Annotated in this window: 29 protein-coding genes; 21 read left to right on the top strand and 8 right to left on the bottom strand. The window is 69.7% G+C overall.

Annotated features, from left to right (window positions below; all coding sequences use genetic code 11):
- The first annotated feature begins 20 nt into the window (after nt 1-20).
- From ACWGJB_RS14890 to ACWGJB_RS14845, 10 genes are all read left to right on the top strand, one after another.
- Entirely contained in the window at nt 21-296 is a 276-nt protein-coding gene (locus tag ACWGJB_RS14890; protein WP_453380668.1) for a pilus assembly protein, read from the top strand.
- Nucleotides 297-313: 17 nt separating this feature from the next.
- On the top strand, nt 314-1,651 hold the full coding sequence (locus ACWGJB_RS14885; RefSeq protein ID WP_453380549.1) for a CpaF family protein: 1,338 nt from the start codon (nt 314-316) through the stop codon (nt 1,649-1,651).
- Nucleotides 1,652-1,654: 3 nt separating this feature from the next.
- Nucleotides 1,655-2,599: a type II secretion system F family protein gene (locus ACWGJB_RS14880; protein WP_453380548.1), complete on the top strand. Its 945-nt coding sequence runs from the start codon at nt 1,655-1,657 to the stop codon at nt 2,597-2,599.
- 12 nt (nt 2,600-2,611) lie between these two features.
- Nucleotides 2,612-3,499: a DUF5936 domain-containing protein gene (locus ACWGJB_RS14875; RefSeq protein WP_453380547.1), complete on the top strand. Its 888-nt coding sequence runs from the start codon at nt 2,612-2,614 to the stop codon at nt 3,497-3,499.
- A 23-nt stretch (nt 3,500-3,522) separates the two neighbouring features.
- On the top strand, nt 3,523-4,731 hold the full coding sequence (locus ACWGJB_RS14870; RefSeq protein ID WP_453380667.1) for a sensor histidine kinase: 1,209 nt from the start codon (nt 3,523-3,525) through the stop codon (nt 4,729-4,731).
- A gap of 23 nt (nt 4,732-4,754) precedes the next feature.
- Nucleotides 4,755-5,504 carry a response regulator gene (locus ACWGJB_RS14865; RefSeq protein WP_453380546.1) on the top strand — a complete coding sequence of 250 codons (750 nt, stop codon included), beginning with the start codon at nt 4,755-4,757 and terminating at the stop codon, nt 5,502-5,504.
- Between the two features lie 108 nt (nt 5,505-5,612).
- Nucleotides 5,613-5,801 carry a Flp family type IVb pilin gene (locus tag ACWGJB_RS14860; protein ID WP_362172351.1) on the top strand — a complete coding sequence of 63 codons (189 nt, stop codon included), beginning with the start codon at nt 5,613-5,615 and terminating at the stop codon, nt 5,799-5,801.
- Nucleotides 5,798-6,436, top strand: a complete 639-nt coding sequence (locus ACWGJB_RS14855; RefSeq protein ID WP_453380666.1) for a pilus assembly protein TadG-related protein — start codon at nt 5,798-5,800, stop codon at nt 6,434-6,436. Before ACWGJB_RS14860 ends, ACWGJB_RS14855 begins: the two co-directional genes overlap by 4 nt.
- Nucleotides 6,437-6,471: 35 nt before the next feature.
- Nucleotides 6,472-7,053, top strand: a complete 582-nt coding sequence (locus ACWGJB_RS14850) for a hypothetical protein (protein WP_453380545.1) — start codon at nt 6,472-6,474, stop codon at nt 7,051-7,053.
- 7 nt (nt 7,054-7,060) lie between these two features.
- The gene (locus ACWGJB_RS14845; protein ID WP_453380544.1) at nt 7,061-7,690 is read left to right on the top strand and encodes an OmpA family protein; all 630 of its coding nucleotides are present in this window, start codon (nt 7,061-7,063) and stop codon (nt 7,688-7,690) included.
- Nucleotides 7,691-7,721: 31 nt separating this feature from the next.
- On the opposite strand, the gene ACWGJB_RS14840 is transcribed toward ACWGJB_RS14845, so the two are convergent.
- Together ACWGJB_RS14840 and ACWGJB_RS14835 are read right to left on the bottom strand one after the other, a co-directional pair.
- Nucleotides 7,722-8,336 (bottom strand): Uma2 family endonuclease, encoded by a 615-nt coding sequence (locus ACWGJB_RS14840; RefSeq protein ID WP_453380543.1) that lies wholly within the window; start codon nt 8,334-8,336, stop codon nt 7,722-7,724.
- Nucleotides 8,337-8,478: 142 nt separating this feature from the next.
- A complete protein-coding gene (locus ACWGJB_RS14835) occupies nt 8,479-8,841 on the bottom strand; it encodes a DUF192 domain-containing protein (protein ID WP_453380542.1) in 363 nt (120 codons plus the stop codon).
- 358 nt (nt 8,842-9,199) lie between these two features.
- Here ACWGJB_RS14835 and ACWGJB_RS14830 point away from each other — a divergent pair, with 358 nt between their 5' ends.
- The 5 genes from ACWGJB_RS14830 to ACWGJB_RS14810 are packed head-to-tail and all read left to right on the top strand — an operon-like array spanning nt 9,200 to nt 13,054.
- Nucleotides 9,200-9,511 carry a hypothetical protein gene (locus ACWGJB_RS14830; RefSeq protein ID WP_453380541.1) on the top strand — a complete coding sequence of 104 codons (312 nt, stop codon included), beginning with the start codon at nt 9,200-9,202 and terminating at the stop codon, nt 9,509-9,511.
- Entirely contained in the window at nt 9,508-10,836 is a 1,329-nt protein-coding gene (locus ACWGJB_RS14825) for a putative T7SS-secreted protein (RefSeq protein ID WP_453380540.1), read from the top strand. Before ACWGJB_RS14830 ends, ACWGJB_RS14825 begins: the two co-directional genes overlap by 4 nt.
- Nucleotides 10,833-11,459: a hypothetical protein gene (locus ACWGJB_RS14820; protein ID WP_453380539.1), complete on the top strand. Its 627-nt coding sequence runs from the start codon at nt 10,833-10,835 to the stop codon at nt 11,457-11,459. Before ACWGJB_RS14825 ends, ACWGJB_RS14820 begins: the two co-directional genes overlap by 4 nt.
- A 1-nt stretch (nt 11,460) precedes the next feature.
- The gene (locus ACWGJB_RS14815) at nt 11,461-12,117 is read left to right on the top strand and encodes a hypothetical protein (protein ID WP_453380538.1); all 657 of its coding nucleotides are present in this window, start codon (nt 11,461-11,463) and stop codon (nt 12,115-12,117) included.
- 58 nt (nt 12,118-12,175) lie between these two features.
- Complete coding sequence (locus ACWGJB_RS14810; RefSeq protein WP_453380537.1) at nt 12,176-13,054, top strand: LLM class flavin-dependent oxidoreductase; 879 nt, start codon at nt 12,176-12,178, stop codon at nt 13,052-13,054.
- 193 nt (nt 13,055-13,247) lie between these two features.
- Here the strand turns inward: ACWGJB_RS14810 and ACWGJB_RS14805 are convergent, their stop codons facing one another.
- Complete coding sequence (locus ACWGJB_RS14805) at nt 13,248-13,769, bottom strand: DinB family protein (RefSeq protein WP_453380536.1); 522 nt, start codon at nt 13,767-13,769, stop codon at nt 13,248-13,250.
- 52 nt (nt 13,770-13,821) lie between these two features.
- Between ACWGJB_RS14805 and ACWGJB_RS14800 the strand changes: the two genes are divergently transcribed.
- The 5 genes from ACWGJB_RS14800 (at nt 13,822) to ACWGJB_RS14780 (ending at nt 20,723) form a co-directional block, all read left to right on the top strand.
- Nucleotides 13,822-14,631 (top strand): class I SAM-dependent methyltransferase, encoded by an 810-nt coding sequence (locus tag ACWGJB_RS14800; protein ID WP_453380535.1) that lies wholly within the window; start codon nt 13,822-13,824, stop codon nt 14,629-14,631.
- Between the two features lie 942 nt (nt 14,632-15,573).
- On the top strand, nt 15,574-16,347 hold the full coding sequence (locus ACWGJB_RS14795; RefSeq protein WP_450754734.1) for an isoprenyl transferase: 774 nt from the start codon (nt 15,574-15,576) through the stop codon (nt 16,345-16,347).
- Nucleotides 16,348-16,756: 409 nt separating this feature from the next.
- Complete coding sequence (locus tag ACWGJB_RS14790; protein WP_453380534.1) at nt 16,757-18,082, top strand: PhoH family protein; 1,326 nt, start codon at nt 16,757-16,759, stop codon at nt 18,080-18,082.
- Nucleotides 18,083-18,508: 426 nt separating this feature from the next.
- A complete protein-coding gene (locus tag ACWGJB_RS14785) occupies nt 18,509-19,192 on the top strand; it encodes an aggregation-promoting factor C-terminal-like domain-containing protein (protein WP_453380533.1) in 684 nt (227 codons plus the stop codon).
- 139 nt (nt 19,193-19,331) lie between these two features.
- The gene (locus tag ACWGJB_RS14780) at nt 19,332-20,723 is read left to right on the top strand and encodes an AI-2E family transporter (RefSeq protein ID WP_453380532.1); all 1,392 of its coding nucleotides are present in this window, start codon (nt 19,332-19,334) and stop codon (nt 20,721-20,723) included.
- Between the two features lie 31 nt (nt 20,724-20,754).
- On the opposite strand, the gene ACWGJB_RS14775 is transcribed toward ACWGJB_RS14780, so the two are convergent.
- Nucleotides 20,755-21,294 (bottom strand): alkyl hydroperoxide reductase, encoded by a 540-nt coding sequence (locus ACWGJB_RS14775; protein WP_453380665.1) that lies wholly within the window; start codon nt 21,292-21,294, stop codon nt 20,755-20,757.
- 1 nt (nt 21,295) lies between these two features.
- A complete protein-coding gene (locus tag ACWGJB_RS14770) occupies nt 21,296-21,847 on the bottom strand; it encodes a peroxiredoxin (protein ID WP_453380531.1) in 552 nt (183 codons plus the stop codon).
- A gap of 154 nt (nt 21,848-22,001) precedes the next feature.
- Here ACWGJB_RS14770 and ACWGJB_RS14765 point away from each other — a divergent pair, with 154 nt between their 5' ends.
- Nucleotides 22,002-23,018: a LysR substrate-binding domain-containing protein gene (locus ACWGJB_RS14765; protein WP_453380664.1), complete on the top strand. Its 1,017-nt coding sequence runs from the start codon at nt 22,002-22,004 to the stop codon at nt 23,016-23,018.
- A gap of 4 nt (nt 23,019-23,022) precedes the next feature.
- Here ACWGJB_RS14765 and ACWGJB_RS14760 read toward each other — a convergent pair whose 3' ends face one another.
- Genes ACWGJB_RS14760 through ACWGJB_RS14750 form a run of 3 tightly spaced genes read right to left on the bottom strand, consistent with a single transcriptional unit; the run spans nt 23,023 to nt 26,578 of the window.
- Nucleotides 23,023-25,371: an ABC transporter permease gene (locus tag ACWGJB_RS14760; RefSeq protein WP_453380530.1), complete on the bottom strand. Its 2,349-nt coding sequence runs from the start codon at nt 25,369-25,371 to the stop codon at nt 23,023-23,025.
- Entirely contained in the window at nt 25,368-26,057 is a 690-nt protein-coding gene (locus tag ACWGJB_RS14755; protein WP_453380529.1) for an ABC transporter ATP-binding protein, read from the bottom strand. Before ACWGJB_RS14755 ends, ACWGJB_RS14760 begins: the two co-directional genes overlap by 4 nt.
- On the bottom strand, nt 26,054-26,578 hold the full coding sequence (locus ACWGJB_RS14750; protein WP_453380528.1) for a PadR family transcriptional regulator: 525 nt from the start codon (nt 26,576-26,578) through the stop codon (nt 26,054-26,056). The genes ACWGJB_RS14755 and ACWGJB_RS14750 overlap by 4 nt, the downstream gene beginning before the upstream one ends.
- Nucleotides 26,579-26,633 lie beyond the last annotated feature (55 nt).

Below are 26,633 nucleotides of genomic sequence, written 5' to 3'. Positions count from 1 at the left end.
CCCTCGGGTTCACCCCGGTCCTGCTCAACGGCGGTCTGCCCGGCATCCACCTGGGCGCCGTCCCCCCCGCCGGCGTGCAGGGCGGGACGGCGGCCCGGGCCGGGGCCCGGGCCGCCTCGCTGAGCGAAGACGTCGGCGCGGCCTGCGCCGCCGCGGTCAGCGGCGGGATCGACGTGAGCTGCGCGTCCTCCGGCGGCGGCGACTCGGTCACCGTGACCGCCACCGTCCACATCCCGAAGATCGTCTGGGAGCTGGGCAACGCCACCAAGTCCGCCACGATGCCCGTCGACCACTGAACGAGGAGCACGGCAACATGAGCCTGCGGGCACGTATCAACTCCCCCGAGGAGCACGGCAGCCGGGGCGAGGACGGCCATCTGGTCTCCTCCTACCGGGCCAAGCTCCTGGAGGAGATCGACCTCGCGGAGATGAGCGCGCTGGCCGCCGCCGAGCGCCGGGCACGCCTGGAACGCGTCCTCGGTCACATCATCAGCCGCGAGGGCCCGGTGCTGTCGACCGTCGAGCGCTCCCAGCTGATCCGCCGGGTCGTCGACGAGGCCCTCGGCCTCGGCATCCTGGAGCCGCTGCTCGAAGACGTGTCGATCACGGAGATCATGGTGAACGGCCCCGACGCGATCTTCGTCGAGCGCGGCGGCCGGGTCGAGCAGCTGCCGCTGCGGTTCGCGTCCGCGGACCAGCTGATGCAGACCATCGAGCGGATCGTGTCGACGGTCAACCGCCGGGTGGACGAGTCGAATCCGATGGTCGACGCCCGGCTCCCCTCCGGCGAACGCGTCAACGTGATCATCCCGCCGCTCTCCCTGACCGGCCCCATCCTCACCATCCGCCGCTTCCCGCGCTCCTTCACCCTCCAGGAGCTGATCGGCTTCGGCTCGCTCGACGAGCCCATGGTGTTCCTGCTGGCGGGCCTGGTGCAGGCGAAGTTCAACATCATCGTCTCCGGCGCCACCGGCACCGGGAAGACCACCCTGCTGAACGCACTCTCCGGGCTGATCCCGGCGCACGAACGCATCATCACCATCGAGGACTCCGCCGAACTCCAGCTCCAGCAGTCGCACGTGGTCCGACTGGAGTCCCGCCCGGCGAACGTCGAGGGCAAGGGCCAGGTCAGCATCCGCGACCTGGTCCGCAACTCGCTGCGGATGCGCCCCGACCGGATCGTGGTCGGCGAGGTCCGCGGCGGCGAGTCCCTGGACATGCTCCAGGCCATGTCCACCGGCCACGACGGCTCGCTCGCGACCGTCCACGCCAACAGCGCCGAGGACGCCCTGACCCGGCTCCAGACCCTGGCCTCCATGTCGGACGTCGAAGTCCCCTTCGTCGCCCTGCACGACCAGATCAACAGCGCGGTCGAGGTCATCGTCCAGCTGACCCGGTTCGCGGACGGCGCCCGCCGGATCACCGAGATCACGGTGCTGGACAGCCACGGCAGCGAGCCGTACCGGCTGGCGACGGTGGCCCGCTTCGACGCCCGGCCCATGACCCACGACGGCCATGTCCACGGCGCCTTCCAGTACTTCCCGCTCCCGCGCCGTACCGCCGACCGCCTCTACATGGCGAGCCAGCCGATCCCGCAGGCCTTCGGCGTGGCCCAGCACTTCGACCAGCTCACCACCCGAGAAGCGAGGTAGGCCATGACCCTCCATGACCTCGTCACCCTCACCACCGGCGTCACCCTGCTGACCTGCCTGCTGGCCGTGGTGGGCCTGCACACCTACGCCTCCGGCCGGGCCCAGCGCGCCGCCCTCGTGGACCGCCTCTCCTACACCGGCCAGGTCCCGCTCACCGGCCGCCGGCGCCGCTTCCGCAACCTCGACCGGCGGCTGCGCGGCACGGGGATCGGCAGGCGGCTGGAACTCCGGCTGGCGGCAACGGGCCTGGATGTGACGCCCGGCGAGTTCTTCGTCTACATGCTCGCCGCCGTCGTGGCCCTCTGGCTCATCGGCCAGGCCGCCCTGGCCCCCTTCTTCGGGCCGATCGCCGGTCTCCTCGGGGTCTTCGCCGCCGTGCAGTTCCTCAACTGGCAGCGCCAGAAACGCATCGAGCGGTTCATCGGCCAACTCCCCGAACTGGCCCGCATCCTGGCCAACGCCACCCACGCAGGTCTCGCCCTGCGCACCGCGATCGGCATGGCGGCGGAGGAGCTGGAGGCCCCGGCCGGTGAGGAACTCGGTAAGGTGGCCGACCAGTTGGCGATCGGTCACTCCATGGACGACGCGCTGGGTGAACTGACCGACCGGCTCCCGTCCCGCGAGCTGGTCGTCCTGGTCACGACGCTCGTCCTGTCCAACAGGGCGGGCGGCCAGGTCGTCTCCGCCCTGCGCAACCTGACCGAGACCCTGGAGGAGCGCAAGGAGACCCGCCGCGAGGTCCGCACCCAGCTCTCCCAGGTGACGATGACGTCGTACGCCGTCCCGGTGCTCGGCATCGGCGCCCTGTTCCTGATGAACGGGGTCAAGGGCGACACGCTGGACCGCATGACGGGCACCACCCTGGGCCAGGCGGCCGTGCTCATCGCCTTCGGCCTCTACGTCATCGGCTTCGTCCTCATCCGCCGCCTCAGCCGCATCGACGTATAGGGGGCTGTGACCATGGCACTACTCCTGGCCCTTCTCATGGCCCTCGGCGTCTGGGGTGTCTTCGCGGGCATCCGCATGTACCGCGCCGACGCGAAACTCCCCTCCGACCTGGCGATCGCCCTGGAGGTGGGCGCCACCCGCACCGGCGCCGCCAACTCCCTCATCGACCGCATGGGCATGCGCTACGCCCCCGCCGTCCTGCGTCTGATGGGCCCGCGCCTGGTCGCCAAGTACCGCCGCAAGATCGACCTGGCGGGCAACCCCGGTGGTCTGACGATCGACCGGTACGCGGCCCGCCGGGCGGTCTACGGCGCACTCGGCGGCGTCGGCTTCCTGGCCTTCTTGCTGAGGGGGCAATGGCTGATGGCCGTTGTCCTCCTCCTCTTCGGCGCGTTCTGGACGGAGGTCGGCATCTGGTCGGCGATCCGTGTCCGCAAGGACGTCATCGAACGCACCCTGCCCGACTTCCTGGACGTCCTCGCGGTGGTGGTGAGCGCCGGCCTCGGTTTCCGGCAGGCCCTGGACCGGGTCGCCTCGCACTACGAGGGCCCCTGGGCGGACGAACTCCGCATCACGCTCCGCCAGCTGGACCTGGGCATGAGCCGCCGCCAGGCCTTCGCGGAACTCCGCCGCCGCAACGACTCCGAACAGGTGGCGATGTTCGTCACGGCGCTCCAGCAGGGCGAGGAACTGGGCGCGCCGATCGTCGACACCCTGGTCGCCCTGGCCAAGGACATGCGCCGTACGGACGCCCAGAACGCCCGCCGCAAGGCGGCCCGGGCGGTGCCGAGGGCCACGCTGATGATCACCACGTTCATGGTCCCGGCCACGATGCTCCTGCTGGCCGCCGGCCTGCTGCTGGGCTCCGGGGTCGACTTCGGGTCGGTCACGGGGAAGTAGCCGAGGGAGGGCGGGTGATGGTGATGGCGGCACGGGAGGACGACGGGAAGGTCGAGATCCGGGCCCTGCGGGCGATGGGCCGCCAGGTCTTCGGCTTCCGTCTGGCGATGATCGCCGTGGCGGCCCCCGCGGCTCTCCTCAACGCCACCCCCGGCCTGGGCACCCGCCTGGTCGGCTCGGCGGTGGTCGTCACCTTCATGATCTCGTACGTCCTCTTCCGCGACTGGCAGCGCTTCGGCCCGCTTCTCCTGCGCCACCCCACCCTGCTGGCCGCCGACACCCTCTTCGGTTCCTTCCTGCTGATCTCGGCCGGCCCCGACACCACCCTGGCCTACGTCAGCGTCTGCACCCCGCTCGTCGCCGGCCTCCTCTACAGCTGGCGCGGAGCGGCGGTCTTCGCCTCTCTCCAGTCGCTGATCCTCCTGGTCGTGGAGGAGACGCTGGAGCACCACACCGGCGTGGCGGACTCCCTCCTGCTGCCCGGCCTGTGCGTGATCACCGGCGCGATGGGCTCCACCCTGCGCACCCTGATGCTCCGCTTCGGCACCGCCACCGAGGCCCTCACCGAGACCCGCGCCCGCCTGGCGGCGACGGAGGCGGTGAGCGCCGAACGCGCCCGCCTGGCCCGCGAGATGCACGACTCGGTGACCAAGACCCTCTACGGCGTCGCACTGATCGCCGACGGCCTGGCGGAGTCGGCGGCCGCGTCCCCGGACCGCCTGGACCCGACGCTGATCAGACAGCAGGCGGAACTGGTGGCGAACGCGGCCCGCAAGGCGGCGGAGGAGTCCCGGGACCTCCTGACGGACCTGCGGACCGCGACGGACGCCGAGCCGTCGGACGTACTGGCGGAACTGGAGTCCCTGGCAGGGGACTTCACCACCCGCACGTCCCTCCCCACCACGTACGACGGCCCGGCCACCCCCTTCCCCCTCGCCCCCGCCGCGAGCCGCCGGCTGCTGAGCATCACGGCGGAGGCCCTGGAGAACGCGTACCGCCACGCGCGCGCGACGAGGGTCGACGTACGGGCTCGGACCACGCCCACCCACCTGGTGGTGACCATCCAGGACGACGGCCGGGGCCTGCCCCCGGACGCAACCCTCGAAGACCTGCGCCGCTCCGGCCACTTCGGCCTCCTCGGCATGACGGAACGGGCCGCGTCGATGGGCGCGCGCCTCCGGTTGACCACCGACAAGGGCACCGAGGTCCGCGTCGAGGTGCCACTGACATGACGGAGACGAGAGGAGGCCCCCCGATGCCGCAGCACCCCTTCACGGAGCGCGAAGAGCCACCGCCCCCGCCCCTGCGCGTTCTGGTGGCCGACGACAACCCGGTGATCCGCGCGGGCCTGACGGCCGTCCTCTGTGCCGCGGACGGCCTGACGGTCGTCGCCGAGGCCGACGACGGCCGCGCGGCCTACGAGGCGGCGTTGCGCCTTCACCCCGACGTCATCCTCCTCGACGTCCGCATGCCCGGGGTCGACGGCATGTCGGCGCTGCCGCACCTGGTGCGCCTGGCCCCGGTCATGATGCTGACGTACAGCGACGAGACGGAGATCGTGCAGGAGGCCGTACGCCTGGGCGCCGGCGGCTACCTGGTCCACGGCGAGTTCACGACAGCACAGCTGACGCAGGCGGTACGGGACGTCGGCGGCGGCCGGCCCCACTTCACACCGACGGCCACGAACGCGTTGCTGGCCCATATCAGAGGCCATGCAACTGCACACGCAAAACCCGAACTACGCGCTCTCCCAACACATTTTCCACCCAAAGGGCTTTCGCAACTGCAATCAACTGTGGGACAGTCATCGAGGTCCCGTTTTCAACTGAGCGGCAGGGAGGCGGAGATCATGGACCTCATCGCGTCCGGCATGAACAACCAGCAGATCGCCGCCGTCTGCTTCATCAGCGAGAAGACGGTCAAGAACCACATCAACCGCATCTTCGCCAAGCTCCACGCTGCCACCCGCGCCCAGGCGACGGCCAAGTGGCTGGGGGTGTCATGAGGCTGAACAGGATGAACTGGGTCCGGATTTGGGTCCTGGGACCCTCCGCGGATGGGTATGTTCCGCCGTACGTTGCAACGATCGGAACCGAACCCGGAGGGGAGCACCATGAGCGACCGGATGCTGAGGATGCTTGTCGCGCTGCAGCGCCGCGCCGACGACCGGGGGCAGACCGCGGTCGAGTACCTGGGGATCATCGCGGTGGTGGTGGCGATCGTGCTGGCGATCACGGGTACGAGTATCGGTCAGACGATCTACGACGCGATCACCTCGAAGATCGCCGAGGTCACTGGCTGACGGACGCGCGCAGTTACCGAGACGCAGGGCAGGCCTTTCCCATCTACATCACGGTGGTGGCGGGTCTGCTCTTCCTCGCGCTCGCCTACCTGGCGGTCGGCCAGGCCGCGGTGAATCGCAACGGCGCCCAGACGGCCGCCGACTCGGCGGCTCTCGCGGCGGCCCTCGACACCCGTAAGCAACTCGCGGACCAGTGGCTGCTGGACGTTCTCGACCCGACCAAGTGGCAGGACGTCTTCCAGGGCGATGTCCTGGTCTCTGACTCGTGCTGGCGCGCCGACCAACTCCTGTCACAGAACGACGCCACCCGTCTGCAGTGCCACGCGGAAGGTCCGCTGAGCTATGAGGTCGAGGCCCGGACCAACAAATCGGTAGGGGACTCCGTCGTACCCGGCACGGAGAACGTCAAGTCGAGGGCGCGGGCCACAGCCGTGATCGAGTCGCTCTGCACGTTCCCCGCCCCGGACCCGTCTCCAACCCCTTCCCCGGACCCCACCGCGAGCCCCTCCTCGGGCGACGACCGGCCGCTGCCCGAACTCACCTGCCGCGGCCGTGGTGTCTGGGACCTGGACCCGCACCACCTCACGGATCTCCCGAAACCCGAGGACCTCTTCGACGTCCATCTGGCCGACTGACAATCGAATCGACGAGTGATGAAGGAAGCGGAGCGATGAGCGTTCGGTTCACCACGCAGGCCCGCAGGGGGATGGTCGCTCTGATCGCCGCGGCCGGTCTGGCCCTGGGCGCGGCCGCATGTGGCAGCGGCGGGGGAGGCGACGACGGGAAGACGCCGCAGGCCTCGGCGGCCAGGAGCGGCCAGGCCGACCCGAGCACCCAGGAGGGTCAGTCGTCCACTCCCATCGCGGAGTTGCAGGGGTCCAACGGTCTCCTTCTCCAGATCAGCTCCGCACAACGCGATTCCGGTGGATTCGTCACGGTGAACGGCGTCCTGAAGAACGACGGCGCCCAGACCGTCGTCATTCCGTCCGCCCTCAGCGGCAACGAGACGGAGATCATCAGGAACGGCCGGTCGCTGGGCGGCGCCACGCTCGTCGACTCCAAGGGGAAGAAGCGGTACTACGTGCTGCGGGACACGGACGGCCGACCCCTGACCACGACCGGCTTCTCGACACTGAAGGGAGGACAGACACTCGCGGTCTTCATGCAGTTCCCCGCCCCACCCACCGACACCACAGAGGTCACCCTCCAGCTCCCCACCTTCGCCAGCGGCACGATCCAGATCTCCGGGTGAGGCCGACGTGACCACACCACGCCTCCCGCTGACCCTGGGCGCCGCGACGCTCCTGCTGGTCACGAATCTCTACGGCGCGACAGTCGCCCGTGCCGACGGCGGCGACCCGAGCGTCCCCCCGGGCACCGAGCCCTCCGCCACCGCGCCCGTGAAGATCGACCCCACGGACCCCGACCTCAAGCTCCCCGAAGGCGCCACCCTCGCCGATCCCAAGGTTCTGGACATCAAGTCGGTCGTGGAGGACCAGAGCGGTGACGAGCGCCGTGAGGACACCAACGCGGACGTGACGTTCGCCCTCCAGGCCGAGGTGCTGTTCAGCAAGGACAGCTCGAAGCTGAGCGCGGCGGCGAAGGCGCGGATCGACACGATCGCGGAGGAGATCAGGAAGCAGAACGCGACCCAGGTCCGCGTCTTCGGTTTCACGGACAACCTGGGCTCCTCGGCCCACGGAGACGTCCTCTCCCGCCAGCGCGCCAACGCCGTACAGGGCGTCCTCGACCAGGACCTGAACGACCCGAACATCACCTTCGACGTCCGCGGCTACGGCGAGCAGTACCCGATCGCCGACAACTCCACGGAGGAGGGCCGCAAGAAGAACCGCCGCGTGGAGGTGACGTTCCCGAGGACGGGGGGCTGAGTGGCGGCGGTGTCCCGGCCGCGGGGCGCGGTCACAGTTCCTGGAGCGCGTCCAAGGAGATGTCGACGTCGATGTCGAACGGGTCACCGACCTTGAGCTGCTCCTGGTAGGTGCCGGCCAGGGCGTATGCCCTGGTCACGGGATCGAGTTCATAGGCCCGTACGACCGGATGCCTGCCCGCACCCGTCGTCTCGACCAGCCAGAAGAGCGGGATGCCTGCCGCGGCGTACTTGTGCGGCTTGGTGTCGCGGTCGCGGACCTCGGAGTCCGGCGAGACGACCTCGACGGCGAGCAGGACGTCGGCGGCCTTGAACCGAGTCTGCTCCAGCCCGGTGACAGCGTCGGCGCGGACTACGGACACGTCGGGTTCGGGGCCGTTGCGGCGGTCCAGGACGACGGTCATCTCACGGCGAACCTTGAACGCCTTGGGTACGGTCCGGCGCAGGCCGACCACCAGAAGGTCGATCATGGTGCTGTGGAAATTCGGCTGCGGGATCACGAAGACCAGGCTCCCGTCGATCAGCTCGGTGTGCGGCGGGAGGTCGGGCAACGTGAACAGGTCGTCCACGGTGTATCCGTCCCGGGGCGGCACCGGCCGGCGGCCGTCGGGCACGGCGTTCGGCTCGGCGAGGGGCTCGGCGGCCATGATTCCTCCCATGGGCGGGATTCTCGGCCTGCCTGTCCACCGTAACCGGCGAAATCGACGCCTGTCATCACAATGAGTGACGGGGGAGGCGCAGGCGTGAACCCGGGCCTGCTGGAGAGGGCGGTCCGCGCCGAGTGAGCGGCTACTCCACTTCGACGCTCACCCGTGCTCCCACCTCCACACCCCACCCCGCCATGGCCCCGGCCTCCGCCTCCAGCACATGCCGGGACCGGAGACGCGGCAGGCCGAGGCGCCCCGGCGGCATGGTGCGTACGGCGATGACGGTCAGACGCCGGTCCAGATAGGCGACGTCGATCGGCATCCGCATCCGGAACGTGTGGATGCTGTTGGCGGGGGACAGCAGGATCGCACCGTCGAGCCCATCCCGTCCCAACAGGCCTTTCGCGCGGGCGCGATAGGACGTGGCGATCTCCAGCGGGACGCTGACCGGTTCCTCGCTGCCATGGATGACCAGCCTTCCTCGCCCGTCCCGCCAGCGCCTCATGGTCTGCCTCTCGCTTGTCTCCCAGCGGTTCCCCGAAGCGACCGTATCCGCAACACGGACGAGTGAAGTTTGCCGCAGTGCTCAAGTGCGCAACGCGGCTGGGTATTTCGCCTCAGAACAGGCAGACCGGTCCGTCCGGTCGCCCCCGGCCCACCAGGTCGGTACCCAGGGTCGTCCATGTCCCGCGGATATCGTCGTGAGGACCAAGAGACCTCCGGCCCCACCTGGAGTCCGCAAGTGCAGTGCCCTGCCCGGTTCCTCACGACTGCATTCGGTGTGCGCTGCCCACGGTCCTCGGGCGGCACGTCGGGTGATCTTCCGGACGGGGCCTTCGCCCCCACCGTGACGAGGCATCCACATGGCTGAGCGGCTGAAGGTCGACGGTACGGAACTCGATCGGTTCTTCAAGGACTTGAAGCGAGCGCAGGAGTCGTTCACAGCCCTGCAGAAGGTACTGCGTGACCCGGGCGTCAGTGGCCTGGGCACGGACGACCTGGACCAGGCCTGTGACCGGTTCCAGGAGGACTGGCACCACGGGGCCCAGGAGATCGCCGAGCAGATCGGGGAGCTCACGGACATCACGAAGAAGGCCAAGGACGACTTCCACGAGGTGGACGTGGCCCTGGAGAAGGCGTTGGAAAAGGCGAGGCGGAAGAGCGGGAGCGAGTGACGGTCACGGACCCCTACCCGCACCTCGGCTTCAACCCCGCTCCCGGCAGCACGGATCTCGTGCACGACATCCACCGCAGGCTGTCCGGCTGCGCGAAGGAGATGGAGAAGGCGCACTCCAAGGTCACCAGACTGATGAACGGCAGCTACTGGGAGGGCGATGCGGCCGTCGCGTTCCGCGAACAGTTGGAGGGTGGCCCGCTGCCGCTCAATCTGAAGAACGGCGCCCACTCCGTCGACAAGGCCGCGAAGCAACTGGACCTGTGGGCCGGGGAGCTCGAGGAGTTCCAGCGGCGCGCGAAGAAGCTCGACGGTGAGGCCAAGGACGCCCGCGCGGCGCTGCAGCGTGCACAGGGTCACGCGGACGAGGCGAAGAGGGCCCAGGAGGCTTCGGACGCGAGTAGGCGCGGGGCACAGGGTGACGCCGACTCGGCTGTGGACAAGGCGAACAGCCGGGTCACGGCGGCGCAGGACGACCTGGACGGCGTACTGAAGCGGGCCCGTTCCCTGGCGGGCGAGCATGAGGACACCGCCCGCAAGCGGGCCCGGCACATCAGCGACGCCACGCACAGGCTGGCGCCGCACGAGCCGAGCGCGTGGGACAAGTTCACGGGCTGGCTGGGCGACAACCTCCCCGACATTCTCAGCGCATGCGCTGCTGTGCTGGGCGTGATCGCGCTGCTGGGCCTGACGGCCGTCGCCCCGTGGATGCTGTTCCTGGCGGCCGGACTGCTCAGCGGACTGGCCTTCAGCCTGCGCGTAAGCGATTCCGAAGTCCTGGCGTCCTTGAAGGACGGCTTCACGAAGGGCGAACTGGACATCGACTTCTGGGGCAACCTGCTGGGCGTGGCGGGTGACTTCCTGGGGATGTTGCCGGCGTTGGGGGTGGTGGCCAAGGGAGCCATGAAGACTCCCGAGCTGTTGTCCGAGACCACCGCGGTGGTCGGTGAGGCAGATGAGGTGCTGACCCTTGGACAGAAAATGGCAAGGGCTGGTGTCAGGGTGGGGATCTCGATCAAGACGGTGGGTGTTTCGATCAGAACAGAGGCCGCTGCGGCCGAGGGCGCCGTGAACGTCCTTTCTCATCCAAGAGTGTTCGGCGGACGGCTGGCTCCGATTGTCGAGAAGATCGACAAGCCGGCGACGATCCTGGGGGCCGGGACGGCCGTCTACGGTCTGACAAGCAGCTTTGTCGACACCCTGGACAACGACGCGGCCAAGACGGTCACGAGCCTCCTCGACGGACCCAGAACCCTCGGCGTCGATGTTCCGGCGACCATGGGTGCCCTTCACTTCCTGCTGCGCGGCGCAGGTGAAGCGTCATGAGCGGTGCCTCGTACGTGATTGACGACTCGGCCCGGAATGAGGACGCCGACGTCTGGTTCGCTTTGCCTCCGGGATTTGTCCCGCTTCCCCTTCAGGAGCTGACGACGGCCCACCACGATCCGGCGCAAGCGACAGGCCTGTTGACGGCTCTCGGTCCGGTTCTCCGGTTGGCCCGGCTGCTCCTGGAGGCTGGGGCGGTGCACTGTTGCCTTGGTCTACACGCTGACGACGAGGACGGCGGCGGACCGCTGCTGTCCCTCTTCACGCTTGCCTGGCGCGACACTGACTGGACCCCGCGTAGCGTCCTTGCGGCCCGTGCTGTCACCGGAGCGGAGAATGCGGAGCACATCGAGACTCTGGACCTGCCCTGCGGCCCGGCTTCGCTCGTGGCGACGCGTCTGGCCGCGCCCCGGGAGCTGGGTCTCGCTGTCCCGTGCGAACTACTCCAGGTCACGGTCTACGTGCCGTGCCTCGACGGCCAACGCATTGCATTTCTCTCGCTGGCAACGACAAACGTAGAGAAGGCAAGCCATTACCGTGCCTTGCTCACGGACATCGCCGGTACGGTCAGTTTCGTAAATCCGCTTCCGGATGTATTCAGTGGCGTACCCGACAAGGACTGAGATGTCTCCCACGCATCACCCCACGGCCTGGGACGACCCCGAGACCCGCCGTGCCTGGGCAAAGCTGATCACTTGCGCGTTCTTGGGCCAGATCTTGTGGCCGGCCGTTTGGCTGGGCTTGCTGGCCTGGTACGTGACCATGTCGATCACCTGGACTTTGTGGCTCTTCTTCGTCCCCCTGCTCTACTCGTTCTACCGGGCGTTCCTCCAACCGGCCTACGTCTCATGGGCCTTCCGCACGCGACGGCTACTGCGTGCCTACCCCTGGCAGACGTTCGAGGAGCCGGAGAGTGGCATCGGAAAGATCCCCGGAGCCACCGCCGCGGATGTCTGGCTGAGCTTTCCCGATCCCGAGCGTCCCGGCGAAATACTGGCGTTGATTCTGAAGGTGCACATTCGGTCCGTGTGGTGGAGACGGCGTCTCGGGCGTGGCTACAACACTGAGAAGACCGCGCAGGCCCGGGAGGTGTGGTTCGCGGGTGACCCCCGCTTTGCCGCCGTCATCGCGGTTCCCGGACCGCGTCGCCTGTACGTGATCCACCAGCGCCCAACGGACAGGCGTGGCTTTGCCGATCCCGGTGGGGCCAGCCCTGCTGCCCTCGATCGCGCCCGCCGCGCAGGAGTACGTCTCCCGGACCCGCAGTCGGCGATGCGGTGAGAGGTCTCTTCGGTCAATGCAGTTGTGGCTCTCCGGGCTCGCCGGTTAGGAAGGTCCCATGACCGCACTAGGCGCCGTATTCCGCCCCCAGCTGCCCCCCGAGCGACTCCGTGCCGTGGTTCGGGTCGCGGATGATGTCGGGCTGGAGGAGTTGTGGCTGTGGGAGGACTGTTTCCGGGAGGGTGGGATCTCCACCGCCGCCGCTGCCCTCGCCTGGTCGGAGCGGGTGCGGGTCGGCGTGGGGCTGTTGCCCGTCCCGCTGCGGAACGTCGCCATCACCGCCATGGAGGCCGCCGCGCTGCACCGGATGTTCCCGGGGCGCGCGATCCTCGGCGTCGGCCACGGCGTGCAGGACTGGATGGGCCAGGTCGGCGCCCGCGCCGAGTCCCCGCTGACCCTGCTCCGCGAGCATCTCGACGCCCTGCGGGCACTGTTGCGCGGCGAGCGGCTCACCGTCGACGGGCGGTACGTCCGGCTCGACGACGTCGCGCTCGACTGGCCGCCCGCCGGCCCCGTCCGGATCCTCGCCGGAGCCGAAGGCCCCCGCACCCTCCGCCTCTCCGGCGAGGCCGCCGACGGGACGATCCTGACCGCCGCCACCCCGCCCGACGGCGTCCGCCGGGCCCGGCGGCTCATCGAGGAGGGACGGGCGGCGGCCGGGCGGGGCGCGGACGAGCCGCACCAGGTCGTCGTCTATCTCCTCACCGCCACCGGGGCCGACGCGCCCGCCCGGCTCCGCGCCGAACTCGCCGCCGAGGGCCTGGAGTCGGTCCCCGAACTCGGCGTCGCCGGAGACGCGGGCGCCGTCGCCAAAGCCGTGCGGCGGCTCACCGAGGCCGGCGCCGACACCGTCATCCTCCAGCCGACAGGGGACGAACCCGATCCCGAGGGCTTCGTACGGTTCACCGCCGAGGAGGTCCGGCCGCTGGTGCCGTGAGCCGTCCGGCAACCGGAACCGCCGGACGGGCCCGGTCGGTCGGCACCGCCGGAGGGCCCGCCCAGTCGGTACCGCCGGACGGGCCCGCTCAGGCGGGACTGCCCAACGGCTCGCTCAGTCGGCACCGCCGGAGGGCCCGCCCAGTCGGTACCGCCGGATGGCCCCGCTCGGGCGGGACTGCCCGGCGGCCCGCTCAGTCCGTACCCTCCGTTGCGGTCCGCCGGTGGTCGCCCGCCGCCCCGTCGATCAGCTCCCGCAGGATGTCGATGTGCCCGGCGTGCCGGGCGGTCTCCTCGATCATGTGCACCAGCACCCAGCGCAGGGAGACCGGGTGGTCCCGCCAGTCCGGGCGGCCCAGTGCCTCCAGTGGCCGCCCGGTGATCACCGCGTCGGCCGCCGTGCGCGCACGGCCGTAGAAGTCGATGATCTGCCGGGTCGTCTCGCCGGGGCCGACCGACAGGTCCTCGTCCGTGGAGGGGTCGAACCAGAGCGGCTCGACCTCGCCGCCGAAGCTCGACACGAACCAGCCGTACTCCACCGACGCCAGATGCTTCACCAGCCCCAGCAGGTTCGTCCCGGACGGGGTCATGGGACGGCGCAGCTGTTCGTCGTCGAGGCCCTCCAGCTTCCACAGCACCGCGTCCCGGTGCCGGTCCAGGCTCGCTTGCAGGATTTCCTTCTCACCAGCGGTGTACGTGCCAACGGTCGTCGTCATGGTGGGCGAAATTAGCAGCGGGCACTGACATTCCGCTGGGATCATGCGGGCCATGGCCGAGCAGACGCACCGCACTTTCGAGGACCTCGTCGCCGAGGGCGCCGCCGTGCCCACCGAGGGCTGGGACTTCTCCTGGTTCGAGGGCCGGGCCACCGAGGCGCGCCCCTCCTGGGGCTATGCCCGGGCCGCCGCCGGACGACTGGCCCGCACCACCGCCGCCCTCGACATCCAGACCGGCGGCGGCGAGGTCCTCGACTTCGCCCTCAAGACCCTTGACACCGCCGCCCCCGGCCGCCGGCCGCGGCTGCTCGTGGCCACCGAGGGCTGGGCGCCGAACGTCCGCAAGGCGAGCGCCCTGCTGAGCGCGCGCGGTGTCGTGGTCGTCGCCTCGGCCGAGGACGCCCCGCTGCCGTTCGCCGACGACTCCTTCGACCTGGTGCTCAGCCGGCACCCGGTGCGGGCCCACTGGTCCGAGATCGCGCGCGTGCTGCGCCCCGGCGGCACCTACTTCGCCCAGCACGTCGGACCCGCCAGCGCCTTCGAGTTGGTGGAGTACTTCCTCGGGCCGCAGCCGGAGACGGTCCGCGGCGGGCGTCACCCCGACCGGGAGCGCGCCGCGGCGGAGGCGGCCGGGCTGGAGGTCGTCGGCCTGCGGGCCGAACGGCTGCGGATGGAGTTCCACGACATCGCCGCCGTCGTGTACTTCCTGCGGAAGGTCGTATGGATGGTCCCCGGCTTCACGGTCGAGGAGTACGAGCGCCAACTCCGCGCCCTGCACCGGCGGATCGAGGCGGAGGGACCCTTCGTCGCGCACAGCGCCAGGCACCTCTTCGACGCCCGCAAGCCGGAGCGCCGGCCGTGATCCACCGGCCTTGGAATGCCAGGCGGCGAAGAATGGCCAAGAACTGCCGTTCAACGCCCCGGACGCCCACCCGGTACCGGGTGCACCCAAAGGATCATCGAAGATCATCAAGGGTGCATGTCGTGACGCTTGAGAGTCAATCGGGGCAAGATGTTCGCTAGTTCATGGATCTACGCATATGTGAACATCCAGCCCTCTGTTCATCTTCCATTTCCCTAGCGTTTTCACATCGTTACCTCTGACGTCCCGTATCGACTTGCTGGGTCACGTAAGTTCAGACCAAGGTAATTCGCGTGAGCAAAGCTGCGCGGGCGGCACCGTGCAGTGGAGGGGGCTGCGCGGTGCCGTAATGCCCCGCAGGCTCCCGTCAAGCCGTCGTTCGCGGCCCGGTTAGCCCGTCGGAGGGACGGGTGCGCAACCCGCCGAGGCATCACCAAGACGGCCCAAACCCTCTTGATCTCCCCGAACGCCACCAGTTTTCCTGGGATTCCGCTGCGAATCGGCCACGTGAGGCCCTTGAATCCAGCGTTCCGGGCCCACCGTGGCGTCGTCGGGCGACTCCGGAGAGTAGTTGTGGCACGCCGATGCACGCAGCATCACTTACAAAGGGTTATGGTGGAAACCCCCCCTCGGGCCGGTCCGTCTCCCCCCCACGGACCGGCCCGTTTTTTCACCCACTTCTCAAGCGGCCCCAGGGCCGCGCCCTCGAAGGGGTGCGGGGCTGCATACATCAGCGGCTCCGCCGCGGGGCGCGACCAGCCACAACCAACCCGCAGTCGCGCGGCGACCGGAACGCGTGCCCCGGGGCGCCCTCCCTCCCGCGCCTCCCTCAACTCCTCGCGGGGTAGGCTTCGGCGGGCGGACTCCCGCATTCGAATCCCGCGGACTCCCGCATCCGATGACGCGGACTCCCGCATCCGAATCACGAGGGGCGGACCTCAAGTGAACCTGCGCGACAAGCTGCGCGGCCTGCTCGTCAGGCTTTACGCACGCCGGGTGGAAGGCCACCTGGACCACGCTCAGGTGCCCAAGCACATCGGCGTCATCATGGACGGCAACCGCCGCTGGGCGAAGGCAGCCGGATCCAGTACCGTGCACGGCCACCGGGTTGGCGCCGAGAAGATCGAGGAGTTCCTCGGCTGGTGCTCCGAGACCGATGTCGAGGTCGTCACCCTCTGGTTGCTCTCCACGGACAACTTCGACCGCGCCAAGGAGGAGCTGGTCCCCCTCCTCGGCATCATCGAGGACGTCGTCCGCACCCTCGCCGCCGACGGCCGCTGGCGAGTCCATCACGTCGGCACCCCCGACCTCCTGCCCTCTCCGATGCAGAACGCGCTCAAGGAGGCCGAGGAGGCCACCGCGCACGTCGACGGAATACTGGTGAACGTCGCCATCGGCTACGGCGGCCGTCAGGAGATCGCCGACGCCGTCCGCTCGATGATCCTCGACGCCCAGGACAAGGGCATCGCGATGGGCGACCTCGCCGACTCCGTCGACGTCGACATGATCGGCCGGCACCTCTACACCGGCGCCCAGCCCGACCCGGACCTGGTGATCCGCACCAGCGGGGAGCAGCGGCTGTCCGGATTCATGCTCTGGCAGACCGCGCACTCCGAGTACTACTTCTGCGAGGTCTTCTGGCCCGCGTTCCGCAAGGTCGACTTCCTGCGCGCCCTGCGGGACTACGCGGCCCGCCACCGCCGCTACGGCGGGTGACGTGATCGTGACGGCGGTCGTCGACGCGACACAGGACCCCTGTCACGGTCGCCACGCTGGATAACCCCCTCGCTACGGTGGATGACCCCAGCGGGCCCATGAGGTGTAAATCACCCATTTCAGGGCGCCAGTAACACGGAGTTCACCTGCGCGTCGTTGCAGACCGTGGCATGGCGGCGCATGTTCGAGGGCATAAGGCAAGCAGGTCGATGCCCGAACCACGGGCATCGGATCTCAGCGGGCGACTCGGGGTCGTCCGCCCGGGAGGCCCTTTGCACCAGCCCGACCGTGCGGTCACGGCACGGAAGAAGCAGCGGAGGGCCGGTTTTCGGCCCGTGCAGGGTGGCCGTCAACCGGTCCAGCTCCTCTTCGTCGCTCCCCGACCTCATCCGAGGGGGTACGTCCTTCCGTGGTGACCAGCACAACGCGCCGCAAGTCCGACCGGCGCACCTATGTTCTCGACACCAGCGTCCTGCTGGCCGACCCGAACGCCATGACCCGCTTCGACGAGCACGAGGTCGTGCTTCCGATCGTCGTGGTCACGGAACTGGAGGCCAAACGGCACCATCCCGAACTCGGCTACTTCGCCCGGCAGGCCCTGCGTCTGCTCGACGACTACCGGGTCCGGCACGGCCGTCTGGACGCCCCCATCCCGATCGGGGACCTCGGCGGCACGATCCGTGTCGAGCTCAATCACTCGGACCCCAGCGTGCTGCCCAGCGGCTACCGCCTGGGGGACAACGACTCCCGCATCCTCGCGGTGGCCCGCAACCTGCAGGCCGAGGGGTACGACGTCACCGTCGTCTCGAAGGACCTCCCGCTCAGGATCAAGGCGTCGTCGGTCGGCCTGCTGGCCGAGGAGTACCGCGCCGAGCTCGCCATCACGGGCGCCTCGGGCTGGACCGGAATGTCCGAACTGACGCTCCCCGGCGAACAGGTGGACATCCTCTTCGAGGAAGGTCACGTGTACGTCCCGGAGGCCTCCGACCTCCCCGTGCACACTGGCCTGACCATCCAGTCCGAGCGTGGCAAGGCACTCGGCCGGGTGACGGCAGAGGGCAACGTCCGTGTGGTACGCGGCGATCGGGAGGCGTTCGGCATCAAGGGCCGCAGCGCCGAGCAGCGCATCGCGCTCGATCTGCTGCTCGACCCGGACGTCGGGATCGTGTCGATGGGCGGCCGGGCCGGCACCGGCAAGTCGGCGCTGGCACTGTGCGCGGGTCTGGAGGCGGTCCTGGAGCGCCGCCAGCACAAGAAGGTGATGGTCTTCCGTCCGCTGTACGCGGTCGGCGGGCAGGAGCTGGGCTATCTGCCCGGTTCCGAGTCCGAGAAGATGAGCCCCTGGGCGCAGGCGGTCTTCGACACCCTCTCGGCGGTCACCAGCCGCGAGGTCATCGAGGAGGTCACCGCGCGCGGGATGCTGGAGGTGCTGCCGCTCACCCACATCCGCGGCCGCTCCCTGCACGACGCGTTCGTGATCGTCGACGAGGCCCAGTCGCTGGAACGGAACGTCCTGCTGACCGTTCTGTCCCGGATCGGCGCGAATTCAAGGGTGGTTCTGACCCACGACGTGGCCCAGCGGGACAACCTCCGGGTCGGCCGGTACGACGGTGTGGTCGCCGTGGTGGAGAAGCTGAAGGGTCACCCGCTCTTCGCGCACGTCACCCTCACCCGGTCCGAGAGGTCCCAGATTGCCGCGCTTGTGACCGAAATGCTGGAGGACGGGCACCTTTGATTCATCTGATCTCTGTGTCCAACTTGGGCTGATTACCCATCCGTTGGCGCCGTCCGGCAAAGGCAGTGAGCCTAGCCGGGCGGCGTCTTCGTGTGTGCCGCTTTCCTGAAATCCCCTGGGGGAAACGGGATGTGAGCTTTCACACGCAACTCGGAATTGCCACCCGGCGTCGGGTTACGGCAGAGTCTCACTCCTGTCAGGCCCCGCATACGACACACCTGTACCCCCAGCGGTACGGCAACACAGAAGCATCACAGCTAATTCCATAGCGACGTCGTATGCCGCCCGAGCACCACACGGCGTTCCCCGCGGGGAGCCGCCCATCGGGCCCGCGCCTCCCGTGACCCCGCAGTTGGGAGGCCAGCGTCAGGGGAACGATTGCGTCCGCCAGGGTCACCGAAGCGGGCGATGCTGGAAGGAAACCGTGTGAGCCGGATTTCGGTCCGGGGATTCGCAGTGGCCTCGGCCACCGCGGTCACCGCCGTCGGAAGCGTTGTCGGTGTTGCCTCGGGCAGCGTCGCACAGCCCAACGACGCTGAGGCGACGGCAGCCGACACCACGCTCCTCGCGGACATACCCGCGGGTCAGCAGGCAACGGTACAGACCGCGTCCCTGACGCAGCAGGCCGACGCCGTGGCCATCCAGGCCGACGCGACCGCCAAGAAGGACGCCGAACAGGCGGCCCGGGTGGCGGCCGCCAAGACCGCGACCGCCAAGAAGGCCGCGGCCGAGCAGGCGGCGAAGGAAGCCAAGGAGCGCGCCGAGGCGAAGAAGGCGGCCAGCCGTTCCACCGCCAGCTTCCCGGTCCAGAGCTCCTACTCCGTGGCGCAGATCCAGGCGATGGCGCAGCAGATGGTGGCCAGCGGCCAGTTCCAGTGCTTCAGCAACATCGTGAGCCACGAGTCCGGCTGGAACTACCAGGCGGTCAACGCCTCCTCCGGTGCCTACGGTCTCTTCCAGGCCCTGCCCGGCTCCAAGATGTCCTCCGTGGGCGCCGACTGGCAGACCAACCCGGCCACCCAGATCAAGTGGGGCCTCAACTACATGAACTCCCGGTACGGCAGCCCCTGCCAGGCCTGGTCGTTCTGGCAGGCGAACAGCTGGTACTAGAGGCCGCTCGGCTTCTCTCAACCTCCGACAGCCCCTCCCCGTCCTAGGGGGAGGGGCTGTCGCCCTGTACGGTCGGAACGAACGACTCCAGGGGGGAGTGGTGAGGAGCGCCCAAAGACGCGGGGGAAGAGAGCGGATCATGTCGCGAGTGCCGGAGTGGCTCGGCAGGCTCGGTGCCGGACTGAGCGAGATGGGTGAGCGGTTGGACGAGCGCCGCGCCGAGGTGGAGCGCGAGCACGCCGAACCGGAGCCGCCCGCACTGCCGGCACAGGCCCCCGCTCCCGCACCGGCGTCCCCCGCCCCCGCCGCCGCTCCCAGGGCCGTCCGGAAGCCCGCCCCGCGCCCCGACCCCGTGACGGCCATCCCGTGGGGTGTACGGGTCGCCGCCGAGGCCGGCTGGCGGCTGCTGGTGCTGGCCGGCACGGTGTGGATCCTGATGCGGGTCATCAGCGCCGTACAACTCGTGGTGTTCGCCTTCGTCATCGCGCTGCTCATCACCGCCCTGCTCCAGCCCACGGTCGCCCGGCTGTGCCGCTACGGCATGCCCCGCGGCCCGGCCACCGCGCTCACCGCCATCTCCGGCTTCGTGGTGATCGGCCTGATGGGCTGGTTCGTGACCTGGCAGGTCATGGAGAACATCGACACCCTCTCCGACCAGGTCCAGAACGGCATCGACGACCTGCGCAACTGGCTGTTGAAGAGCCCCTTCCACGTCACCGACAAACAGATCAACCAGATAGCGAAGAACCTCCGCGAGGCGATCGGCGCCAACACCGACCAGATCACCTCGTTCGGCCTGGAGGGCGTCCAGGTCGTCGTGGAGGCCCTGACCGGCATCCTGCTGGTCTTCTTCTCCACGCTCTTCCTGCTGTACGACGGTGCGCGCATCTGGCAGTGGTTCCTGAAGCTCGTGCCCGCCGCCGCCCGCGACGGCGTGGCCGGCGCCGGCCCGCGCGCCTGGCGCACGCTCACCGCCTACGTCCGCGGCACGGTCCTGGTCGCCCTCATCGACGCCATCTTCATCGGCCTGGGCATCTACTTCCTGGACGTCCCGATGGCCGTCCCGCTCGCCGTCTTCATCTTCCTGTTCTCGTTCATCCCGCTGGTCGGCGCGGTCGCCTCGGGCGCCCTGGCGGTGGTGGTCGCCCTCGTCACCCAGGGCGTCTTCACCGCCGTCATGACCCTCGCCGTCGTCCTCGCGGTCCAGCAGATCGAGGGCCACATCCTGCAGCCGTTCATCCTCGGCCGAGCGGTCCGCGTCCACCCGCTCGCGGTGGTCCTCACGGTCGCGGCCGGCGGCCTGGTCGCGGGCATCGGCGGCGCGGTGGTGGCCGTACCGCTGGTGGCGGTGACGAACACGGTCGTCAGCTATCTGCACCAGTACTCGAACGACAGATACGCGGACGCGGAGCCCGACGACGGCGCTCAGCCACACACATCAGCCCCTCCGGCGTTCGAGGACGAGGCCGTTCAGGCCGAAGGGGGGTCTGGGGGCGTAGCCCCCAGGAACGCGGAAGACCCCGCCCACTGAGAGGTGAGCGGGGTCCACGGGCCAACGGCGCCTACTCGAACTCGGTGAGCACGGTTTCCGCGTCCAGCGTCACGCCCACTGCCTGAACCACCGAGGCGATCTTGAACGCCTCCTGGATCACCTCACGGTTGACGCCGGCCTTGCGCAGCACCTGCTCGTGCGAGTCCAGGCACATCCCGCAGCCGTTGATCGCGGACACCGCGAACGACCACAGCTCGAAGTCGACCTTGTCGACACCGGGGTTGCCGATGACGTTCATCCGCAGACCCGCGCGCAGCGTGCCGTACTCGTGGTCGGAGAGCAGATGCCGGGTGCGGTAGAAGACGTTGTTCATCGCCATCACCGCGGCCGCGGACTTCGCGGCCCGGTACGCCTCCGGCGTGAGGTTCGCCTTCGCCTCGGGCGCCAGCTCGCGCAGCACGATCGGGGAACGGGAGGCGATGGCGGTCGCCAGGACCGTGCCCCACAGCTGCTGGGCCGGCAACTCGGAGTTGCCGATGACCGAACCCAGGTTGAGCTTCAGGTCCTTGGCGTAGTCCGGGACCGCGGACTTGAGGGCGTCGAGCGACAACTCACTCACCGGCCAGCAGCGCGACCGGGTCCAGGGTGTCCTCGCCCTTGGTCCAGTTGCACGGGCAGAGCTCGTCCGTCTGGAGCGCGTCGAGGACCCGCAGGACCTCCTTGGGGTTACGGCCCACCGAGCCCGCGGTCACCATGGAGAACTGGATCTCGTTGTTCTGGTCGACGATGAAGACCGCGCGCTTGGCGAAGCCGTCCTCGCCCTCGATGCCCAGGTCGCGCATCAGCTCGTGCCTGGAGTCGGCCATCATCGGGAACGGCAGCTCGCGCAGGTCGTCGTGGTCCTTGCGCCAGGCGTGGTGGACGAACTCGGAGTCACCGGAGAAGCCGAGGACCTGCGCGTCACGGTCGGCGAACTCCTCGTTCAGCTTGCCGAACGCGGCGATCTCGGTCGGGCACACGAAGGTGAAGTCCTTGGGCCACGCGAAGACCACCTTCCAACCCTGGTAGGTCTTGTGGGTGATCGTCTCGAACTCCTTGCCCTTCTCCAGCGAGACGCAGGCGGTCAGTTCGAACTCGGGGAACTTGTCACCGACAGTGAGCACACGCTCTCCTTGCAGCGCGGAAGCACCCCGGATCGCGGGGTGGCCTCCGATGGGTTGGACGTCGCCGATCGTGGCACAAGGTGCATTGATTCTTGAAATAGCTACACTCGGTCGGGTTGATCGGAGGTGGCTATCAGTGGCTGTGGGTAACCCCATGGGGAACGGTGTCGGCGTGGGGAGCAAGCGCCGTCAACCCAGTCTCGCCCAGCTGCGCGCCTTCGCCGCCGTCGCCGAACACCTCCACTTCCGGGACGCGGCCGCCGCGATAGGCATGAGCCAGCCCGCGCTGTCCGGAGCCGTCTCGGCACTGGAGGAGACGCTCGGCGTCATGCTCCTGGAGCGCACCACCCGCAAGGTGCTGCTCTCGCCCGCCGGCGAGCGGCTCGCCGTACGCGCCAAGGCCGTACTGGAGGAGATGCGGTCGCTGCTGGCGGAGGCCGAGGCGGTGCGGGCGCCGTTCACCGGCGTGCTGCGGCTCGGCGTCATCCCGACCGTGGCGCCGTATCTGCTGCCCACGGTGCTGCGGCTGGTCCACGACCGTTACCCGGACCTGGACCTCCAGGTCCACGAGGAGCAGACCGCCAGCCTGCTGGACGGACTGACCGCCGGACGCCTCGACCTGCTGCTGCTCGCCGTCCCCCTGGGCATCGCGGGTGTCGTCGAACTTCCGCTGTACGACGAGGACTTCGTGCTCGTCACCCCGCTGGACCAGCCGCTCGGCGGTCGGACCGGCATTCCGCGCGAGGCTCTCAAGGAGCTGAACCTGCTGCTCCTGGACGAGGGGCACTGTCTGCGCGACCAGGCCCTGGACATCTGCCGGGAGGCGGGCCGCGGAATCAAGGGGGCGGGGCGAAGCCCCGCGGCTGAGGGCGGTGGCGGGCGGCGGGAGGGCGCGCCGGTGACCACCACGGCCGCCGGCCTGGCCACCCTCGTCCAGCTGGTGGCCGGCGGGCTCGGCTGCACCCTGCTGCCGCACACCGCCGTCAGGGTCGAGACCAGCCGCAGCGACCATCTGCTCACCGGCACCTTCGCCGAGCCCGCCCCGAGCCGTCGGATCGCCCTCGCGATGCGCGCCGGGGCAGCGCGCGGCGCCGAGTACCGGGAGCTGGCGGACGCGTTGCGCGAGGCGCTGCGACCGCTGCCCGTCCGGGTACTAGGCGCCGACTCGTAGATCCCTACTCGGTACGCAGCCCGTCCGGGCGCATCAGGCGCAGCAGCGGCGGCAGGCTCAGTACCGTGACGGCCAGCACGACCGCCGCGCCGAAGCCGGTCATCGCCAGCACGCCCGGCCAGTCCACCCGCACCGTGGAGCCGACCATCTTCAGCAGCACCGTGCCCAGCGTCAGCCCCACCACGCCGGCCAGCAGCAGTCCGAGCCCGACCGGGATCGCGGTCTGCCACAGCACCGACAGGCTCAGCGTACGCCGCCGGGTGCCGAAGGCGACCAGTGCCGACAGCAGCTTCTTGCGCTCGCGCAGCTGCTCCAGCTGGCCGACCAGCAGGCTCGCGCCGATCAGCGCCAGTACGGCGGCGGCGCCGGCGAACAGCCCGGTGCGGATCGACTCGAACTGTCCGTCCCGCTCGATCGAGGTCAGCGTCTCCGCGTGCATCAACGGGTCGATCCGGACCGCCGTGTTGATCACGTTCTCCGAGGCGTCGCGCACCCCGGAGTCGATGGACAGATAGACCACACCCTGTACCGCCGTGCTGGCACCGTCCGGCAGTGCACCGGGGGTGAGCAGGAAGCCGCCGCGCTTGTAGCCGGTGGGGTCCTCGCGGGTCTGTGCCTGCTTCAGCCCCGCCGGTACCGTCCAGCGGCTCGCGGCCCCCTGGTCGTCGCCGGTGTAGGAGGGGTCGAGGTAGAGGGTCCGGCCGTGCTTCTCCACGGTCGTCAGCAGCTTCGTCGTCTCGGACCCGGTGTCCGAGCCCTTCACCACGAAGGCGTCGCCGTCGTGGCAGGACGGCAGGACGGCGACCTCCCGCAGCGAGGCGCAACTTCCCATGCTCACCTCGGCGGTCTGGGTCGGGTCCTTCTTCAGGTCGCCGACCTGGCCGTCGGCGATCGAGACCACCTTCAGCACGCCCTTGGTGCCGGTCATGGCCCGGGCGACCTCGGGCACCGGGACGCCGTTCGGTACCTGGACCGACATCTGCGCGCGGGTGAGGTCGTTGTTGGTCTGCTGGGTGTAGTCGGCCTCGACGCCGGCGAAGACCATCTGGAGCGCGATCGCGCCGGCCACCGCCACCGCGATCCCGTTGACCATGCGGGCCGCCGTACCACTGCTCAACTGGAGTCGCCGGACAGCAAGTTGCCAGGCCACCGCGCCCCGGCCGAGCCGTGCGACGACCGACTCGACGACCCACGGCAGCAGGGCCGTGACGCCGACCAGGAGCAGCAGGACGCCACCGGTGACCAGGTACTGGTTGAAGTCGCCGCCGCCGCGGCCCTGCCCGATCATCGGGTAGAGCGCCGCCAGACCGGCCACCGGGAGCAGCAGCCGCCACCACAGCCGGCGCCGCCTGGGCTTCGCCGTCCGCACCACGCCGAGCGGCTCGATGACCACCCCGCGCAGCGCGAACAGGGTCACCAGCACGGCCGCCGCCGGGACGGCGACCGCCACCAGCACGGCCAGCAGGGGGGAGGGGTTGAGATAGCTCGGGAACACGCTGATGCCGAACACCTCGGTGGTGCCCGCGAACTGCCGGCCGACCAGGAAGAAGCCGACGCCGAAGACCAGGCCGAGCAGCGCGCCCGCCATCGCCTCGCCGGCCGCGATCCGCCGTACCATCCGGCCGTCGGAGCCGACCAGCCGCAGCGCGGCCAGCCGCCGGTCGCGGCGTTCGCCGCCGAAGCGGACGGCGGCCGCGACGAACACGGCGACCGGCATCAGCAGCACCACGAACACCACGAGGACCAGCAGGGTGAGGACCGGGTCGGACTCCGCGTCCGGCGACCTGGGGCTGCCGAAGTGGTCGATCCGGGCCACGTTCGGCGGGTCGATGTGGGCGGCGAGGTCGTCGGAGCCCGCGTAGTAGGCGAGTTCCTGCGAGCCGGTCAGCCCGCTCTCCGCGATGGTGGCGGTGATCCGGTACGGCAGCCGGGTGCGCAGCAGCGCTCCGTCGGGGGAGTCCAGCAGCCGCTTCAGCGCGGGCGAGACGGCCATCTCACCGGGCGCCGGGTACTTGGTGAGCCCCGGCGGCACCGGCGCCTTCGCGCCCTCCCGCTGGATCATCCGGCCGCGGATGTCGGCGCCGCGGTAGGGGGTCTCGATGTCCGCGATGACGAACGTCTTCTCGCCGGCCTTCATGGGGTGGCCGAAGACGTACGTGTAGTCCGCCCGCGCCACATCGCGCTGGTGGCGCACGGCCAGCGCGTTCGGGAGGGCCGTGGTGAGCAGCAGCAGCGCCACCCCCAGGCCCACGCCGACGGCCGTCAGCGTGGCCCGGAACCAGCCCTCGCGTCCGCCCCCGAAGGCGAACCGGACCCCCATGGCCAGATCCCTGGACCACTGCCTGACGTTCATACCACCCGCTCCATGTCCCGGGACCTGCCGTCGCGTACGACGATCTCGCGGTCCGAGTAGGCGGCCACCCGGGCCTCGTGCGTGACGAGCACGACGGCCGCGTTGGTGGAGCGGGCCGCGTCCGTCAGCAGCTCCATCACGCGCTCGCCGTTCAGGGAGTCCAGCGCGCCGGTCGGCTCGTCGGCGAACAGCACCCGGGGCTCGGTCACCAGCGCTCGGGCCACCGCGACCCGCTGCCCCTGGCCGCCGGAGACCTCACCGGGCCGCTTGCGGCTCAGGTCGTCGACCTCCAGCTTCTCCATCCAGCCCAGCGCGGCCTTCTCGGCCTCCTTGCGGGAGGTGCCGTTCAGCCGCAGCGGCAGCGCCACGTTCTCCACGCAGGTCAACTCGGGTACCAGCTGGCCGAACTGGAAGACGAAACCGAACTCGCTGCGGCGCAGGGCGCTGCGCTCGGTGTCGTTCATGGTGGCCATCTCGCGCCCGGCGTAGACGATCGAGCCCGAGTCGGGCGGCACGATCCCGGCGAGACAGTGCAGCAGGGTCGACTTGCCCGAGCCGGACGGGCCCATCACGGCGACGACCTCGCCCGGGTGTATCGAGAACCCGGCCCCGTCGAGCGCGAGTGTGGGGCCGTAGGCCTTGCGCAGCCCCTCGGCCGCGAGCAGCGAACCAGCGGGAGCGGTCACTTGGTCACCTCCGTGCGGAGCTTGCCGAGGCGGGCGGCGGTCAGTTCCAGCCACCGCAGGTCCGCCTCCAGGTGGAACAGGGCGTGGTCGCAGACGAGCTGGTCGGCGAGGTCGCCCCGGCGCTTGCGGTCGGTGAGGATCCGCATGCTGCGCAGATGCTCGGAGCGCTGGCTGTCGAGGACGTCGCCGGCGTCGCGGTGTGTCAGCAGGGCGAGCACGACCTTGGTGTACAGGGTCGACTGGAGGTACTCCTCCGGCTTCTCCGGAGTGGCCAGCCACTTCTCGACGTCGGTGACGCCGGCGTCGGTGATGGCGTACCGCTTGCGCTCGGGGCCGCCGCCGGCCTCGATGCCGTCGACTTCCACGAGCCCGTTCTTCAGCAGGCGCGACATCGTCGAGTAGACCTGGCCGTAGTGCAGCGGCCGGTCGTGACCGAACTTCTCGTCGAAGGCCCGCTTCAGGTCGTAGCCGTGGCGCGGGCCGGACTCCAGGAGCCCCAGGAGGGTGTGACCGATGGACATGGCAGCACTGTACACACGGTGTATACGCCCTATGTATACGCACGGTGTGTAGATC

The sequence above is a fragment of the Streptomyces sp. NPDC054813 genome, assembly GCF_053611365.1.
This window is presented reverse-complemented; position numbering and strand designations above follow the sequence as displayed.